Origin of the sequence: Microbacterium hanjuni, from assembly GCF_043556395.1 — a bacterium.
Classification (GTDB): Bacteria; Actinomycetota; Actinomycetes; order Actinomycetales; family Microbacteriaceae; genus Microbacterium.
The window spans coordinates 320,144-332,747 of record NZ_JBIGIK010000001.1 but is presented as its reverse complement, the minus strand read 5'-3'; the positions used below and the strand labels follow the sequence as shown (position 1 = coordinate 332,747).

Sequence of the window (12,604 nt, the reverse complement as noted above, 5' to 3'; positions counted from 1 at the left end):
CAACCGCAACCGGCCAGCTCGCGAAACGCGATCGTTACCTCACGGTCGCGGAGCCGTCACACCCATCCCCGGCGAGCGGCCTCGATGCCGGCTTGGAACCGCGTGCTCGCGCCGAGCTCGGACATCAGGTCCTGACTGCGTCGTCGCAGGGTGCGCGCGGAGATCTGCAGTTGGCGAGCAATGGCGTCGTCCTTCATCCCGACGGCCATGAGGGACAAGATGGCCCGTTCTTCCATCGTGGAATCACGCACGGACGGCAGTGGCCGTTCCGAATCGAGGCGGTCCTGCTCGATGGGCACAGAGCGTGCCCAATGAAACTCGAACAACTGGCGCAGCGCCTCGATGAGGGCCGGCGAGAAGGTCACGAGCGCGGAGACGTTCCCGGGCTCGAGCGTGAGGGACACCAGGGCCGCCCTGCCGTCGGCGATCGCGAGCTTCACGGGGAGCTCGGGGACGATTCGGCCCTCTTCCCCCTGCTGCGCGAGTTCGGCCACCTCATCCCAGGTGGTGCCGTCGTCGTCGAAGCTCGAGATCGTGTAGATCACCCGCCACCGAACACCACGATCGAGGGTGCTCGCCTCCACCGGGTCCAGGGATGCCGACACATAGGGGGAGCGGTCGAAGGCGAGGAAGTCGCTCCGGGCCTCGTGCTGCAGGCGGGTGTACCAGGCAGCCACCGCATCCGCCTCGGTGAGGACGAGGGTCTGCGTCTGGTCGTCGCCTCCCGGCGGCACCCGCTCGAACAACTCGACGAGCTTCGGGAGAGACGTCCGGATCCGAACGACCTGGTCGCCCATGCGGTCGGCGATGCCGCCGAGGGAATACCCGGGGTTCACCGCCACATAATCGTGGTCGTCGCCGTTCAGGCGAGAGGTGAGACCGAGGCTGCGCAGACCTTCGAGCACGGCCGTCGCCGTAGCCAGTCCGAGCCCGAATCGCTCAGCCGTGCGCTCGGCGTTCGAGCTGCCGTGACGAAGGACGTCGAGGTAGACGCGTTCGCTCAGCCGGTCGAGTCCCGCTATATCGAGAAATCCCGAGTCATCCACCACGACGCCAGCGTAGGCAGCTCGGCACCCGCGCCGCTCGCGCGATGAGAGGCATTCCCTTCGACAGGAGTAGGACGTTTCACATCGGGACTGACATAATGTGCATTATCGGCAAGCGCATTCCTAGCCCGGTGCGCTCGGGAGGAGATGTGCACTCCGGAGGGCTGATGGCCCGAGAACGCCCTCCCGAGTGCACATCTCCTCCGTTATGCACGACTCCTCCGTTATGCACGACACGGAGAAGCGAGCTCCGACGAACGACTCACGCGCCGGTCCGGCGATCGTCGGACACGACCCCACCGATCCAGACCGCCGCGATGGCGGCGCTGGCGGCGATGTCGACGGTCGGGTCGTTCCTGAGAGGACCCGGCCGGCTTGGGAGTCAGGAACGGTAGCGGGAGGCGAGCTCGGGCGACTGCCCACCGAAGGCGGCCAGGTCCGCGGTGAACACCTCCTGGAGAAGGTCAGCCCGCTCGACACCAGGCGCGGTGACTGTTTCGCCGAGATCGAACCCCCGGAGGCTCGCCGTCACGACGTCGGCGGCGCTCATGCGGGGCGCCGCGGACAGGTCCATGCCCTGACGCTCGTGGAACTCCGTCGCCACGACGCCGGGAAGCAGCGCCTGGACTCGGACACCGTTCGGGGAGAGCTCCGCGTGGAGGGTCTGGGACAGGGCAAGCGTGTACGCGAGCGTCGACGCGTAGACAGCCCGCCGGAGCCCGACCTGCTCGAGGCTCGCGGGTCCGCTGAACGCGATCATCCCCGCGACGTTGACGATCTGCCCGGTACCGCGTCGAACCATGCCCGGCGCGATCGCGCGGGTCAGGAGCGTCGGGGCGAGCACCTTCACGCCGACGAGCTCGGCGGCCTGCTCCTCGGGCAGCTCGATGAAGGCTTTGTAGTGGGCGACGCCGGCGTTGTTGACCAGCAGGGACACCTCCTGGTCTCCGACGGCGGCGATCACCTCGTGGATCCCCTCGGGCGTCGACAGGTCCGCGACCACGGTCTGCACGCGTACCTCCGGGAACTCGCTCGTGAAGTCGTCGAGGCGCTCCTGACGGCGTCCCACGGCGATCAGGTCGGTGCCCTGCGCCGCCAGGCGTCGGGCGTATTCGCGCCCGATCCCGGACGATGCTCCGGTGACGACAGCCAGTCCAGTCATGATGGTTCTCCTTCTCTTGCGCACCACTTTCGCGGTGCCGGTGTAGCAGTCGGGGGGTGATGTGGGGACCGAGTGCCGGTCAGTGGCCGGGGAGCATGGCGAGCGCCTTCGAGCGCTGAGCGAGCAGCTCGTCGTAGGTGCCGTCGCGTTCCGCCCAGCGGAGGTGCTGGGCGGCGTCGACGACGATCTCGTTCGGGGCGTCCGGCGCCGTCAGGAGCTTCATGACCTCGTCGAGGTAGTCGTCGACAGGAAGCGCCGCGGGGTTCATCCCGGCTTGCGCCTCAGTGGCGACCGCCGGGGGAACGAGCTCTGTGACATGGATCCCGACGTCCGCCAACTGCGGACGGAGCGCCTCCGTGTACGCGTGCACGGCCGCCTTCGAGGCACCGTACGTCGGCATGAGCGGGAACGGCAGAAAGGCGATACCGGAAGTCACGGTCACGATGTCCCCGCCGCCCTGCGCGATGAGGTGCGGGGTGAAGGCATCGATGACTCTGATGGTGCCGGTGAGGTTCACGGCGATGGTCGTCTCGGCCGCGGCGAAGTGCGCGGGATCACGAAGGTCCTCGGGGATCATGACACCGGACATGGTCACGACGACGTCGAGCCCCGGATGGCGCTGGAGGACCTCGTCTCGGGCTCGGTTCACCGAGTCGGGGTCGGTGACGTCGATCTGGACGGTCTCGAGGTCAGGGACGCGATCGACGTTGCGTCCGCCGACGACGACGGTGCTTCCTGCTCGCTCGAATCGGCGAGCGAGTCCGAGCCCGATGCCGGAGGTGCCTCCGACGATGAGTACCGTTCGTCCGGTGATGTTCATGGCGTCTTCTTCCGTTGGTGACTCGTCGCTGTTCGCGCGGCGTCTATCCCATGGTCGCCAGGCTGCTGTCGATGAGGGAGATCCCTGCTGGTCCGGGGATTCGCAGGGCCTCCCCCAGCGGCGCCATCGCAACTACGGTGGCGGTTGTGGACGACGAGGGCGGAGCGAACAGACTGGGCGGTTACCTGCAGGCCCGCCGCGCGCTCCTGAGACCTGAGCGCGTCGGCCTCACCGTCGGGGCGAACAGACGAGTCCCGGGGCTGAGGCGTGAAGAAGTCGCGCTTCTGGCGGGAATCAGCGCGGACTACTACCTGCGCCTGGAGCGCGGCCGGGACAGCAACCCGTCGATGCAGGTCCTCGAGGCGCTCGCGCGGGTGCTGCAGCTGGACGAGACCGAAACGGCGTACCTGATGAGTCTGGGCAGTCCGCATCCACGCGCCCGGCGACGTCCGCGTGAGGAGCGGGTTCCGGCGCGGCTGCACCACTTGCTCGCCTCCATCGCTGCACCAGCGTTCATCGAAGGACGATATTTCGACGTCCTCGCCGCGAACGCATCGGCGCTGGCGTTCTCACCACGGCTTGCTCCGGGCAACAACCGACTGCGTTCGCTCCTCCTGGATCCCGAGGAACGCGAGTTCCACCAGGACTGGGAGGGCTCGGTGAGCACCTTCGTCGCGCTGTTCCGGCATTCGATAGCGGACAACATCGACGACGCCAGAGCCATCGAGCTCGTCGGTGAGCTCTCTCTCGCCAGTGCACGCTTCCGAGAAGAATGGGCGCGCCAGGGGGTCCGGAACTTCGTCGGAGGCGCCGTCCAGATCCGTCACCCGATCATCGGTGAGTTGCAGCTGCATCGAGACAAGATGCAGGTCGAGGACTTCGTCCTCGTCGTCTACTACGCCGAGGAGAACAGCCCGAGCGCAGAACGACTCCGGATCCTCGACACGCTCGCCGCCCCGCCACCGGGAACAGCGAGTCACTGACGATCGGATGCTGCCGCTGAGCGCGGCGGAATCGGGCGGCGCGTCCTCAGGTCGATCCGGAAGTCCGCCGCCGACGGAATGCGACTCAGATCCACCGGGGTGATGTCCACGGGGCGATCCGACTCCGCGGCGGCACGCTCGACAACGCCCTCCTGGATAGCATCCCGGTCCAGTCGTTCGCCTCCCTCCAGCTGGACCGCCCGGTGGGTTCCGACAACCACGCCGTCGTCGTCGAAAATGGCGAAGTCGACGCTGTCGGTCATCTTCCTCAGGCCCGACGAGCCGGCCTCCCCGACGTCGTGGATGAGACCGAGCGCCGAACAGGTCGAGACGCCCTCCGCCTGCAGCCGGAAGGTGAGATGGTCGGTCTCCAACCACACGTGATTATCGGTCTCCTTGTTGGGTTTCGGCCAGCGGTAGCCGCCCCACCCCGGTGTGGGTGTGTTGACGGTCTCGATGTAGGCCAGGGCGTAGTGACGGCCGAACTGCTCGAACCGTTCGCCGTCGTGGAGCGCGAAGGCGCTGAGTTGGATGTGGGCCAGCACCGACATGTTCGGAAACTTCGCCTCGTGGGTGGCCCAGCCCAGGCTCCCTCGACGCACCAACCAGGCGCTGTAGAACACTGCGGACATGAAATCTCTCCTCGCGGGTCGGGGTCGCCTCTGTCAGGCTGTGCGCACGCTCATCCTCGGAGCGCGAGCTGCCGGCCGCCTAGTAAAAACGCGACAGGTATGCCGCCGGCGGGAGGGATTCGCACTCGATGCGCACCGTGCATTCGGCTCCGGCGTCGCCCCGGCTCCGCCGCTACGTGCGAGCTTTCGCGCAGCGCCGCATCAGCGGCATCGTCGGGGAGCAACCGATGCCTGCCTTCTTGGAGACGGTCATCCAGCTCGACTTCGGCGCCGTCCCCACGGTGCGCTCGCGGGGCGGGCACTGGGAATCTGCACATGCCATGAGCGTGGTCGGCCCACACACCTTCGCCGGCACCGGCCTTCACTTGGCCGGCAGCATCGACTCCTTCGCGATCTTCCTCCAGCCGGCGGCGCTGCGGTCACTGTTCCGCGTGCCCGTCAGTGCGGTGATGGAGACGCATGCCGAGGCCGCCGACGTGTTGCAGGCCCCCGTGGCCGAGCTGTGGGACGCCCTTGCCGAGACCACGGACTTCACCCGTCGGGTCCGGCTCGCAGAAGCGTTCCTGATCCGTCACGCGAGTCCGGACGCGGACGACTCCCCCAGCACTGCGGCCGCCGAACTGCTGACACGTCGCGGCGGCAGAGTAGGCATCGTCGAGCTCGCCTCGCGACTACACCTCAGCGTCCGACAACTGGAACGGGATTTCGGGAGAGACCTGGGCATCACGCCGAAGCGGTTCGCGCGGGTGGCACGGTTTCAATCAGCCCTCGACACCCGGGTCCGAATGCCGCACCGCTCCTGGACCGACATCGCAGCCGAAGCCGGGTACTTCGATCAGATGCACCTGGTCCATGATTTCCGTTCCTTCGGCGGCCTCGCTCCCACGCTCACACTGGAGAGACTGGGTGACTCGCGACCGGCAGCCCTGGCGGCGTCCACCGCGCCGGGCCAACGCCCCACCGTCGAAGCGCACGCCCGGTTGTCTACAGTGGACAGGTGACCACGGACGACGGCGGATGAGCGCGTGCTCGGCGTCCTGACCGGCTTCGTCGTCGTCGGGGTGGCCATCGTCGTCGGCTATCTCATCGGGCGCATCGATCTGCTGGGCGAACACGCCCGCTATGTGCTGAGCCGGCTCACGTTCTTCGTGCTGTCGCCGTTCCTGTTGTTCGTCGTGCTGTCCGACGCCGATGTCGCCACGCTGTTCTCCGCGCTCCTCCCGGTGTCGATGCTCACCGCCGCGATCATCTTCGCCGTCTACGCGCTACTTGCTCGTTTCGTACTGCGGCGGGGCCTCGGCGAGACCGTGATCGGCGCGCTGTCGGGCGGGCTGGTCAACTCGAACAACATCGGCATCCCGATCTCGCTGTACATGCTCGGGAACGCGGCGTTCTCCGCCCCGGTGATCCTTTTCCAGCTCCTCATCGTCATGCCGATCGCCTTGGCGATGTTGGATGCTGCGACCACGGGCACCCGGTCGGCGCGCCGCATCCTCCGCCAGACCGCCCGCAACCCGATGCTGATCGGTTCCGCCCTCGGGGTGCTGGTCGCGCTCTCGGGGATCGAGCTCCCCACGATCGTTCTCGATCCGCTCGTGCTCGTCGCGAACGCGTGCGTGCCGATCATGCTGATCTCGTTCGGCATCTCGCTGCACGGCCAGCGTGTGCTCACCGCGCGCGGCCGCCGCACCGACGTGCTCATCGCCACGGCGCTCAAACTCGTCGTCATGCCGGTGATCGCCCTGCTGCTGGCGATGGCCTTTTCGCTGCCGCCCGAGCAGCGACTCGTGGTCGTCGTTCTCGCAGCGCTACCCACCGCCCAGAACGTCTTCAACTACGCGCAGCGCTACGACATCGGCGAGATCATCTCGCGCGACACGATCTTCCTGACCACGATCGGGTGCATCCCCGTTCTCTTCCTGGCCGCCCTCCTGCTGGGCTGAGCGGTCGGGGTTCCTGTCAGGGCCTCCCCCTGTCCCCCGCGCGTCCCTACACTCGGGTTCACAGGGTTCTTTCAGGAAGGCTTAGCCATGACCTCATCCACTATGTTCGACCGATCCGCGTCGTCCACCATCCGGACGGCGCTCGGCGTCGGAGGAGCGTTGTCGATCATCGTCGGCATCCTCATCCTCGTCTGGCCCGGCCGCACCGCCGAGGTCGCCACCGCGATCATCGCGATCTGGGCCATCGTCGTCGGTCTCGTCTACGTCGGTCTCGGCTTCTTCACCCGCGCTTCGGGCGGGTGGTCGCGTATCGGGCACATCGTGCTCGGCGTGCTGTTCGTGATCGCCGGCATCATCGCCCTCGCCAACATCCCCGTCGCCACGGTGAGCTTCGCGCTCTTCCTCGGCGTCTTCGTCGGCATCCTGTGGATCGTCGAGGGCGTCGTGTCGCTGTCGACCATCTCGGGCTCCGCGTCGAAGGGATGGACCATCTTCTACGCCATCATCAGCGTGATCGCCGGCGTGACCCTGCTGTTCTCCCCGCTGTATGTCGCGCTGCTCTGGTTGTTCCTCGGCATCGGACTGATCGTCCTGGGCATCGTCCAGGTGGTGCGCGCCTTCACGTTCGCGCGCAGCGCCGTCTAGTCGGTCGACTCGCCGCCGAAGCCGGCCGTGTCGCCGACGAGTCGGGTGTGATCCGCAGGGATCGGATCGACCGCGGCGCGCGCCACTTCGGCGGCGAACTCCGACACGTTGTAGAGCTTGCCGGCAGACTCGCGCCGCGACGAGATGGCGCCGGGATTGGCCCGCTCCAGCAGGGTCGCCGTGATGGTGCCCTCGATCATGTCCCCCGAGACGACGACGAAGCCGATCCCCCGCTCGTCGAGATCGGGGATCGCCGCGCGCAGAGCATCTTCGCCCGCCCGCTTGGACAGCGCCACCGGCTCGTACTCGGGCATCGTCGGGGTGGTGCGGATGAAGTGGGCTTGGTGGCTCGTGACGAACACGACCCGCGATCCGCGACCGAGCAGCGGCAACGCCTTCGCCAACAGGTTGACCTGCGCGTCGCGATTGAGCTGCAGCGCGTAATCCTCCGCCATCCCGGCCTCCATGCCACCCGAGGCGTTGAGGACGAGCACGTCGATGCCGCCGAAGGTGCGCTCCACCTCGGAGAGCATCGCGTCGATCGACAGCGAATCGGTGAGGTCGGCGCCCACGACGAGGGCTTGTACCCCGAGCTCCCGCATCTCGGTGGCGAGCTTCTCCGCGCGCGGCGCCTTGTTGCGGTAGTTGATGACGACGTCCGCGCCGGCCTGGGCGAAGTACCGCACCGTATCGGCACCGATACCGCGCGATGAACCGGTGACGAGCACCGTCTTGCCGCGGAGCGAATCGGCTTCGAGAGGCTGGGACATACGGACTCCTGATCGGATCGAACCCCGCGGGATGCGCTGGAACCGTTCGACCTTATCAACCGCCGCCGTTGCCCTCGGGCCCGGCGACCCCCGGCTGTTATGGTCGGAAGACGGGCCCCGGAAGGACGTGCAACGATGCCGGATCTCACGCAGTACATCTGGATCGTGTGGTTGGTGTTCGCGCTGGTCTTCGTGATCATCGAATTGCTGACGCTCGAGTTCACGTTCCTCATGCTCGCCGCCGGTTCGCTGATCGGCGGACTCGGTGTGAACCTGCTCGGCGGCCCCTGGTGGCTGCAGGTCGCCGCGGCCGCGGCCTTGGCGGGGCTCCTGCTGTTCACGATCCGGCCCCTTCTGTTGCGGCTGCTCAATCGCGGCGCACCACCGGCGCGCACCAATGTGGATGCCCTATACGGCATCAGCGGCCGCGTCGTCACCCCCTTCCTCACCGGGTCGGGATCGGTGAGGCTCGACAACGGTGAGACTTGGACGGCTCGCCTGCCCGAGACCCTCTCCTCCCCCGCCCCGGGCGTGGGAGATCGCGTCATCGTCGACTCCGTGCACGGAGCCACGGTCGAAGTCTCGCCGGCACCACCGAAACCGGCAGCAGCCGGAGAGGAGAGCTCACACAATGGTTGACGTCGGAGCTTTCATCGGACAGATCTTCGTGATCGTCCTTCTCATCGTCATCGCGATCTTCGCGATCGTGGTCATCGTCCGCTCGATCCGCATCATCCCGCAGGCGTACGCGGGTGTCGTGGAGCGACTGGGCCGGTACCAGCGCACCCTCAGCCCGGGTCTGAACATCCTCATCCCGTTCGTCGACCGGGTGCGCCCGCTCGTCGACATGCGCGAGCAGGTCGTCTCCTTCCCGCCGCAGCCCGTGATCACCGAAGACAACCTGGTCGTCTCGATCGACACCGTCGTCTACTTCCAGGTGACCGACGCGCGCGCCGCGACCTATGAGATCGCCAACTACCTCAGCGCGGTCGAGCAGCTCACCACCACGACGCTGCGCAACGTGGTCGGTGGACTGAATCTAGAGCAGGCCCTCACCAGCCGCGACAACATCAACGGCCAGTTGCGGGTCGTCCTCGATGAGGCGACCGGCAAATGGGGTCTGCGCGTGTCGCGGGTGGAGCTCAAGGCGATCGACCCGCCTCTCTCCATCCAGGACTCGATGGAGAAGCAGATGCGCGCCGAGCGCGATCGCCGCGCCGCGATCCTCACCGCCGAGGGATCCAAGCAGTCCCAGATCCTCATGGCCGAAGGACGCCGACAGGCTGAGATCCTCAGCGCAGAAGGCGACAAGCAAGCGGCCGTGCTGCGCGCGCAGGGTGAGTCCGAGGCGATCCAGATGGTGTTCAACGCCATCCACCTCGGCGAGCCCGACGACAAGCTCCTCGCCTACCAGTACCTGCAGATGCTGCCGAAGATCAGCGAGGGCGCCTCCAACAAGCTCTGGATCATCCCGAGCGAATTGACGGAGGCGCTGAAGGGCATCGGCGAAGCGTTCGGCGGACGCGACACCGCTCCCCCGTCACCGCCTCGACCGCCGGGGCAGCGCCCCGCGCCGCAGATCGACGCGGCCGGCGTCGAGGCGGCCCTCGCCGCCGCCCGCGAGGCCGCCAGCGCCGCCGACGACATCGCCGCTCAAGCGCGCTCCTCCCTCCCTTCGGGCGCGGGCGAGGTTCGCCCCTCCCCCGGTCCGGCGGACCCGGCGTGACCGGAGAGGGGCGTCCGAGATGACGCATCCCTTCTTCGCCGGCACACCGCTGCCCCGGGTGTTCGCTCATCGGGGACTGGTGACGGCGGATGCTGCCCAGCACGGGGTCGTGGAGAATTCCTTCGCGGCCGTCGCCGCCGCGCACGCGGCCGGCGCGGTCTTCGTCGAATCGGACTGCCACCTCACGCGGGACGGCGTGGTGGTGCTCTTCCACGACGACGATCTTTCCCGGGTGACGGGCGACCCTCGCAAGATCGCCGACGTGTCCGCGGCGGAGTTGGATGACCTCATGGCCGATCGCGGTGGGCTCATCACCCTCGCCCAGGCGCTCGACTCCTTCCCCGACGTGCGGTTCAACCTCGACGTCAAGGCCGAGGCCGCCGCCGTCCCGGTGGGACGTGTCGTCGCTCCGCACGCCGGACGCGTCCTCGTCACGAGCTTCTCCGACGAACGCCGCCTGACGGCATTGCAGGCGGCCGCCGACGCGGGTGCGGCGATCCGCCCCGCCACCTCGGCGGGACGCCGCGGGATGCTCGAGTTCCTGACCGCGCTCACGCTGCGCTCCAACCGTCTCGCGGTGCGGATGTTGCGCGACGTCGACGCGCTCCAGATCCCCGAACGGCAGGGCCCGATCCGCGTCCTGAGTCCACGACTGCTGGCCGCCGCACACCTGGCCGAGGTCGAAGTGCACGTCTGGACGATCAACGAAGCGCCCGAGATGCAGCGCCTCATCGAGTTGGGCTGCGACGGGATCGTGACCGATCGCGCCGACCTCGCCCTCGAGGTGCTGCACGGCGCACGCTGAGCATCGACTGTGAAAGGCCCGGGCCGCGCCGTCCTTCGGATGGATCGCCCAGGTCTGAGCGTTATACCTGAAACGCGACGAGAGGACCCCACAAAATGGCAGACCGCAGTCTCCGCGGCATCCGACTCGGCGCCCAGAGCTTACAGAGCGAAGAGGGCGTCGTTTTTCATGACCGTGCACAGCACACCTACACCTGCACCGTCTGCGGGCGTGACAGCACCCTGACGTTCGCTGCCGACGCAGAGGTTCCCGACAGCTGGGAATGCCGCACGTGCGGCGCCGAAGCGCTCCGCCGCATCGGCGACACGACCGCGACGGTCGACCACAGCGACGACAAGGCTCCCCGTACCCACTGGGACATGCTGCTCGAGCGTCGCTCGCTTCCCGAGCTCGAAGAGCTGCTCGAAGAGCGCCTGGCCTTCATCCGCGCACGCCGCGGATCGGGCGAGAACGTGACGAAGCTCAGCGCCTGAGAACACGATTCCAAGACGCCGGTCCCTCAGGGGGTCGGCGTCTTCTTCGTGCGTGCACGGCGGGTGAACACCACGACGCCCAGCAGTGCGATCGCCGCCGCACTCCCCCACCCCAGCACGGCCTGCACCCCTGATCCGATGACGACCGCGGGGGTGATCCCCGTCCGCAACGGCACCTCGGTGAGCATCGCCCCCGCGACGTCGGCCGGTAGTTCGTCGATCACCGATCCGTCCGGCGCGATCACCTGGCTGGTTCCGACGGTGGAGATGTTCACGGCGCTGCGTCCGGTCTCGATCGCCCGCATCCGCGCGAACGCCAATTGCTGCAGGTTCTCGTCCGTCGCGCGGAAGTCGGCGTTGTTGGTCTGGAACATGTACACCTCGGCGCCGTCGCGGGCGCCCTGGCGGATCACGTCGTCGTAGATCACGTCGAAGCAGATCGCCAGGCCGACCTTGACGCCGTCGACGTCGAACATCGGGGCGTTCGTTCCCGGGGTGTACTCGCGCCCGATCAGTCCGATCAGGTCGGGTGCCAGCATCTGGAAGAACCACCGATCGGGCACGTACTCGCCGAAGGGCACCGGGTAGGCCTTGTCGTGCAGCGCGACCGCGCCCTCGCCCGCGCGCCACAGCATCGAGGTGTTGAAGACATCGGCTCCGCGCTCGGTGGCGGCGTTCACGATGAGCGGGGCGTCGATGCGCCGCGAGAGGGCGTCGAGGGTCGACGCCGTGCTGGCATTGGACAGCGGGTCGGAGTCGATGCCGCCCTCCGGCCACAACAGCACGTCCAGGTCTTCGTCGAGCAGGGGGGAGGATGCTGCGAGCTGGGCCGCCAGGATGTCGCCGCGCTCGCGCCGGTCGAAGTAGCCGCTCGGCCCGTTGCCCTGCACGCTGCCTACCCGCATCGTTCCGGCATCCGTCGTCGGAAAGGCCGGAACGGCCACCAGCAGCACCGCGAGAACGGCGGCCGGGATGGCCGCGCGGAGGTCGCGGAGCCGACGCTCGCGCGTGTACTGCACCAAGGCCGCGACGAACGCGACCATCAGGAAGGTCAGCCCGCTCACCCCCACCCACGACGCGAGATTCGCGAGCGGGCTCTCTGACTGGCTCATACCGAGCCGACCCCACGGGAAACCGGTGTACGGCCACGAGCCGAGCACGAGTTCGCGCATCGTCCAAAGGCCCGCTACGAAGGCCGGAAGCACCGTCAGCTGCACCCAGCGCGCCGGAAGCAGCCGGGGAACCCAGCGATACGCCAGCGCGATCGGGATGGCGCCGAGCCCCATCAGGAGGGTCTCCAGGCCCGCCAGGGCGAACCACGGCACGACCCCGAGGTAGCGCGATGTCCAGTCCACGTGCACGAACCAGAAAGCTCCGGCGAACAGCAGTCCGACGAGCAGGGCACCGCGGACGCTGCGTCCGATCAGGGAGACGAGGGAGAACCCGACCCCGACGAACGCGAGCGGCCACCAGCCGACGTCGGGGAAAGCCAGGTCGAGGGCGAACCCGGCGACGACCGCGGTGATCGACGCCGCCCAGAGCGGAAGCAGAGGACGCGGGGACGCGGTTCGGTGCACGGATTCCACCCTACGATCGCCC

At 67.9% G+C, this 12,604-nt stretch carries 14 protein-coding genes; 8 read left to right on the top strand and 6 right to left on the bottom strand.

Annotated elements, in window-relative coordinates; translation table 11 throughout:
- Positions 1-56: 56 nt before the first annotated feature.
- The 3 genes from ACFXP5_RS01790 to ACFXP5_RS01780 all read right to left on the bottom strand — a co-directional run bounded on the left by ACFXP5_RS01790 (position 57) and on the right by ACFXP5_RS01780 (position 3,028).
- Positions 57-1,049, bottom strand: a complete 993-nt coding sequence (locus ACFXP5_RS01790) for a helix-turn-helix domain-containing protein (RefSeq protein WP_394543276.1) — start codon at positions 1,047-1,049, stop codon at positions 57-59.
- Between the two features lie 379 nt (positions 1,050-1,428).
- Entirely contained in the window at positions 1,429-2,208 is a 780-nt protein-coding gene (locus ACFXP5_RS01785) for an SDR family NAD(P)-dependent oxidoreductase (protein ID WP_394543275.1), read from the bottom strand.
- A 79-nt stretch (positions 2,209-2,287) separates the two neighbouring features.
- Positions 2,288-3,028, bottom strand: coding sequence for an SDR family oxidoreductase (locus ACFXP5_RS01780; RefSeq protein WP_394543273.1), 741 nt, complete (start codon positions 3,026-3,028; stop codon positions 2,288-2,290).
- A 146-nt stretch (positions 3,029-3,174) separates the two neighbouring features.
- Here ACFXP5_RS01780 and ACFXP5_RS01775 point away from each other — a divergent pair, with 146 nt between their 5' ends.
- Complete coding sequence (locus ACFXP5_RS01775; protein ID WP_394543272.1) at positions 3,175-4,011, top strand: helix-turn-helix domain-containing protein; 837 nt, start codon at positions 3,175-3,177, stop codon at positions 4,009-4,011.
- On the opposite strand, the gene ACFXP5_RS01770 is transcribed toward ACFXP5_RS01775, so the two are convergent.
- Complete coding sequence (locus ACFXP5_RS01770; RefSeq protein ID WP_394543270.1) at positions 4,005-4,643, bottom strand: hypothetical protein; 639 nt, start codon at positions 4,641-4,643, stop codon at positions 4,005-4,007. The genes ACFXP5_RS01775 and ACFXP5_RS01770 overlap by 7 nt on opposite strands.
- A gap of 227 nt (positions 4,644-4,870) precedes the next feature.
- On the opposite strand from ACFXP5_RS01770, the gene ACFXP5_RS01765 reads away from it, so the two are divergent.
- The 3 genes from ACFXP5_RS01765 (at position 4,871) to ACFXP5_RS01755 (ending at position 7,231) form a co-directional block, all read left to right on the top strand.
- Positions 4,871-5,644, top strand: a complete 774-nt coding sequence (locus ACFXP5_RS01765; RefSeq protein ID WP_394543269.1) for an AraC family transcriptional regulator — start codon at positions 4,871-4,873, stop codon at positions 5,642-5,644.
- Positions 5,645-5,668: 24 nt separating this feature from the next.
- The gene (locus ACFXP5_RS01760) at positions 5,669-6,586 is read left to right on the top strand and encodes an AEC family transporter (RefSeq protein ID WP_394543268.1); all 918 of its coding nucleotides are present in this window, start codon (positions 5,669-5,671) and stop codon (positions 6,584-6,586) included.
- An 87-nt stretch (positions 6,587-6,673) separates the two neighbouring features.
- Positions 6,674-7,231, top strand: coding sequence for an HdeD family acid-resistance protein (locus ACFXP5_RS01755; RefSeq protein WP_394543267.1), 558 nt, complete (start codon positions 6,674-6,676; stop codon positions 7,229-7,231).
- On the opposite strand, the gene ACFXP5_RS01750 is transcribed toward ACFXP5_RS01755, so the two are convergent.
- Complete coding sequence (locus ACFXP5_RS01750; RefSeq protein ID WP_394543266.1) at positions 7,228-8,001, bottom strand: SDR family oxidoreductase; 774 nt, start codon at positions 7,999-8,001, stop codon at positions 7,228-7,230. The two genes, ACFXP5_RS01755 and ACFXP5_RS01750, sit on opposite strands and share 4 nt — an antisense overlap.
- A 135-nt stretch (positions 8,002-8,136) precedes the next feature.
- On the opposite strand from ACFXP5_RS01750, the gene ACFXP5_RS01745 reads away from it, so the two are divergent.
- The 4 genes from ACFXP5_RS01745 to ACFXP5_RS01730 all read left to right on the top strand — a co-directional run bounded on the left by ACFXP5_RS01745 (position 8,137) and on the right by ACFXP5_RS01730 (position 11,005).
- Positions 8,137-8,640 (top strand): NfeD family protein, encoded by a 504-nt coding sequence (locus ACFXP5_RS01745; RefSeq protein WP_394526468.1) that lies wholly within the window; start codon positions 8,137-8,139, stop codon positions 8,638-8,640.
- Entirely contained in the window at positions 8,633-9,727 is a 1,095-nt protein-coding gene (locus tag ACFXP5_RS01740) for an SPFH domain-containing protein (RefSeq protein WP_394543265.1), read from the top strand. Before ACFXP5_RS01745 ends, ACFXP5_RS01740 begins: the two co-directional genes overlap by 8 nt.
- A gap of 19 nt (positions 9,728-9,746) precedes the next feature.
- On the top strand, positions 9,747-10,532 hold the full coding sequence (locus tag ACFXP5_RS01735) for a glycerophosphodiester phosphodiesterase family protein (protein WP_394543264.1): 786 nt from the start codon (positions 9,747-9,749) through the stop codon (positions 10,530-10,532).
- Between the two features lie 95 nt (positions 10,533-10,627).
- Positions 10,628-11,005, top strand: a complete 378-nt coding sequence (locus ACFXP5_RS01730) for an RNA polymerase-binding protein RbpA (protein ID WP_394526462.1) — start codon at positions 10,628-10,630, stop codon at positions 11,003-11,005.
- A 26-nt stretch (positions 11,006-11,031) separates the two neighbouring features.
- Here the strand turns inward: ACFXP5_RS01730 and lnt are convergent, their stop codons facing one another.
- Entirely contained in the window at positions 11,032-12,582 is a 1,551-nt protein-coding gene (lnt, locus tag ACFXP5_RS01725) for an apolipoprotein N-acyltransferase (protein ID WP_394543263.1), read from the bottom strand.
- Between the last annotated feature and the right edge of the window lie 22 nt (positions 12,583-12,604).

Coding starts and splice junctions, on each gene's coding strand:
- ACFXP5_RS01730 (WP_394526462.1), top strand. CDS start 10,628: ATGGCAGACCGCAGTCTCCGCGGCATCCGACTCGGCGCCCAGAGCTTA.
- ACFXP5_RS01735 (WP_394543264.1), top strand. CDS start 9,747: ATGACGCATCCCTTCTTCGCCGGCACACCGCTGCCCCGGGTGTTCGCT.
- ACFXP5_RS01765 (WP_394543269.1), top strand. CDS start 4,871: ATGCCTGCCTTCTTGGAGACGGTCATCCAGCTCGACTTCGGCGCCGTC.
- ACFXP5_RS01755 (WP_394543267.1), top strand. CDS start 6,674: ATGACCTCATCCACTATGTTCGACCGATCCGCGTCGTCCACCATCCGG.
- ACFXP5_RS01740 (WP_394543265.1), top strand. CDS start 8,633: ATGGTTGACGTCGGAGCTTTCATCGGACAGATCTTCGTGATCGTCCTT.
- ACFXP5_RS01780 (WP_394543273.1), bottom strand. CDS start 3,028: ATGAACATCACCGGACGAACGGTACTCATCGTCGGAGGCACCTCCGGC.
- ACFXP5_RS01745 (WP_394526468.1), top strand. CDS start 8,137: ATGCCGGATCTCACGCAGTACATCTGGATCGTGTGGTTGGTGTTCGCG.
- ACFXP5_RS01770 (WP_394543270.1), bottom strand. CDS start 4,643: ATGTCCGCAGTGTTCTACAGCGCCTGGTTGGTGCGTCGAGGGAGCCTG.
- ACFXP5_RS01785 (WP_394543275.1), bottom strand. CDS start 2,208: ATGACTGGACTGGCTGTCGTCACCGGAGCATCGTCCGGGATCGGGCGC.
- ACFXP5_RS01750 (WP_394543266.1), bottom strand. CDS start 8,001: ATGTCCCAGCCTCTCGAAGCCGATTCGCTCCGCGGCAAGACGGTGCTC.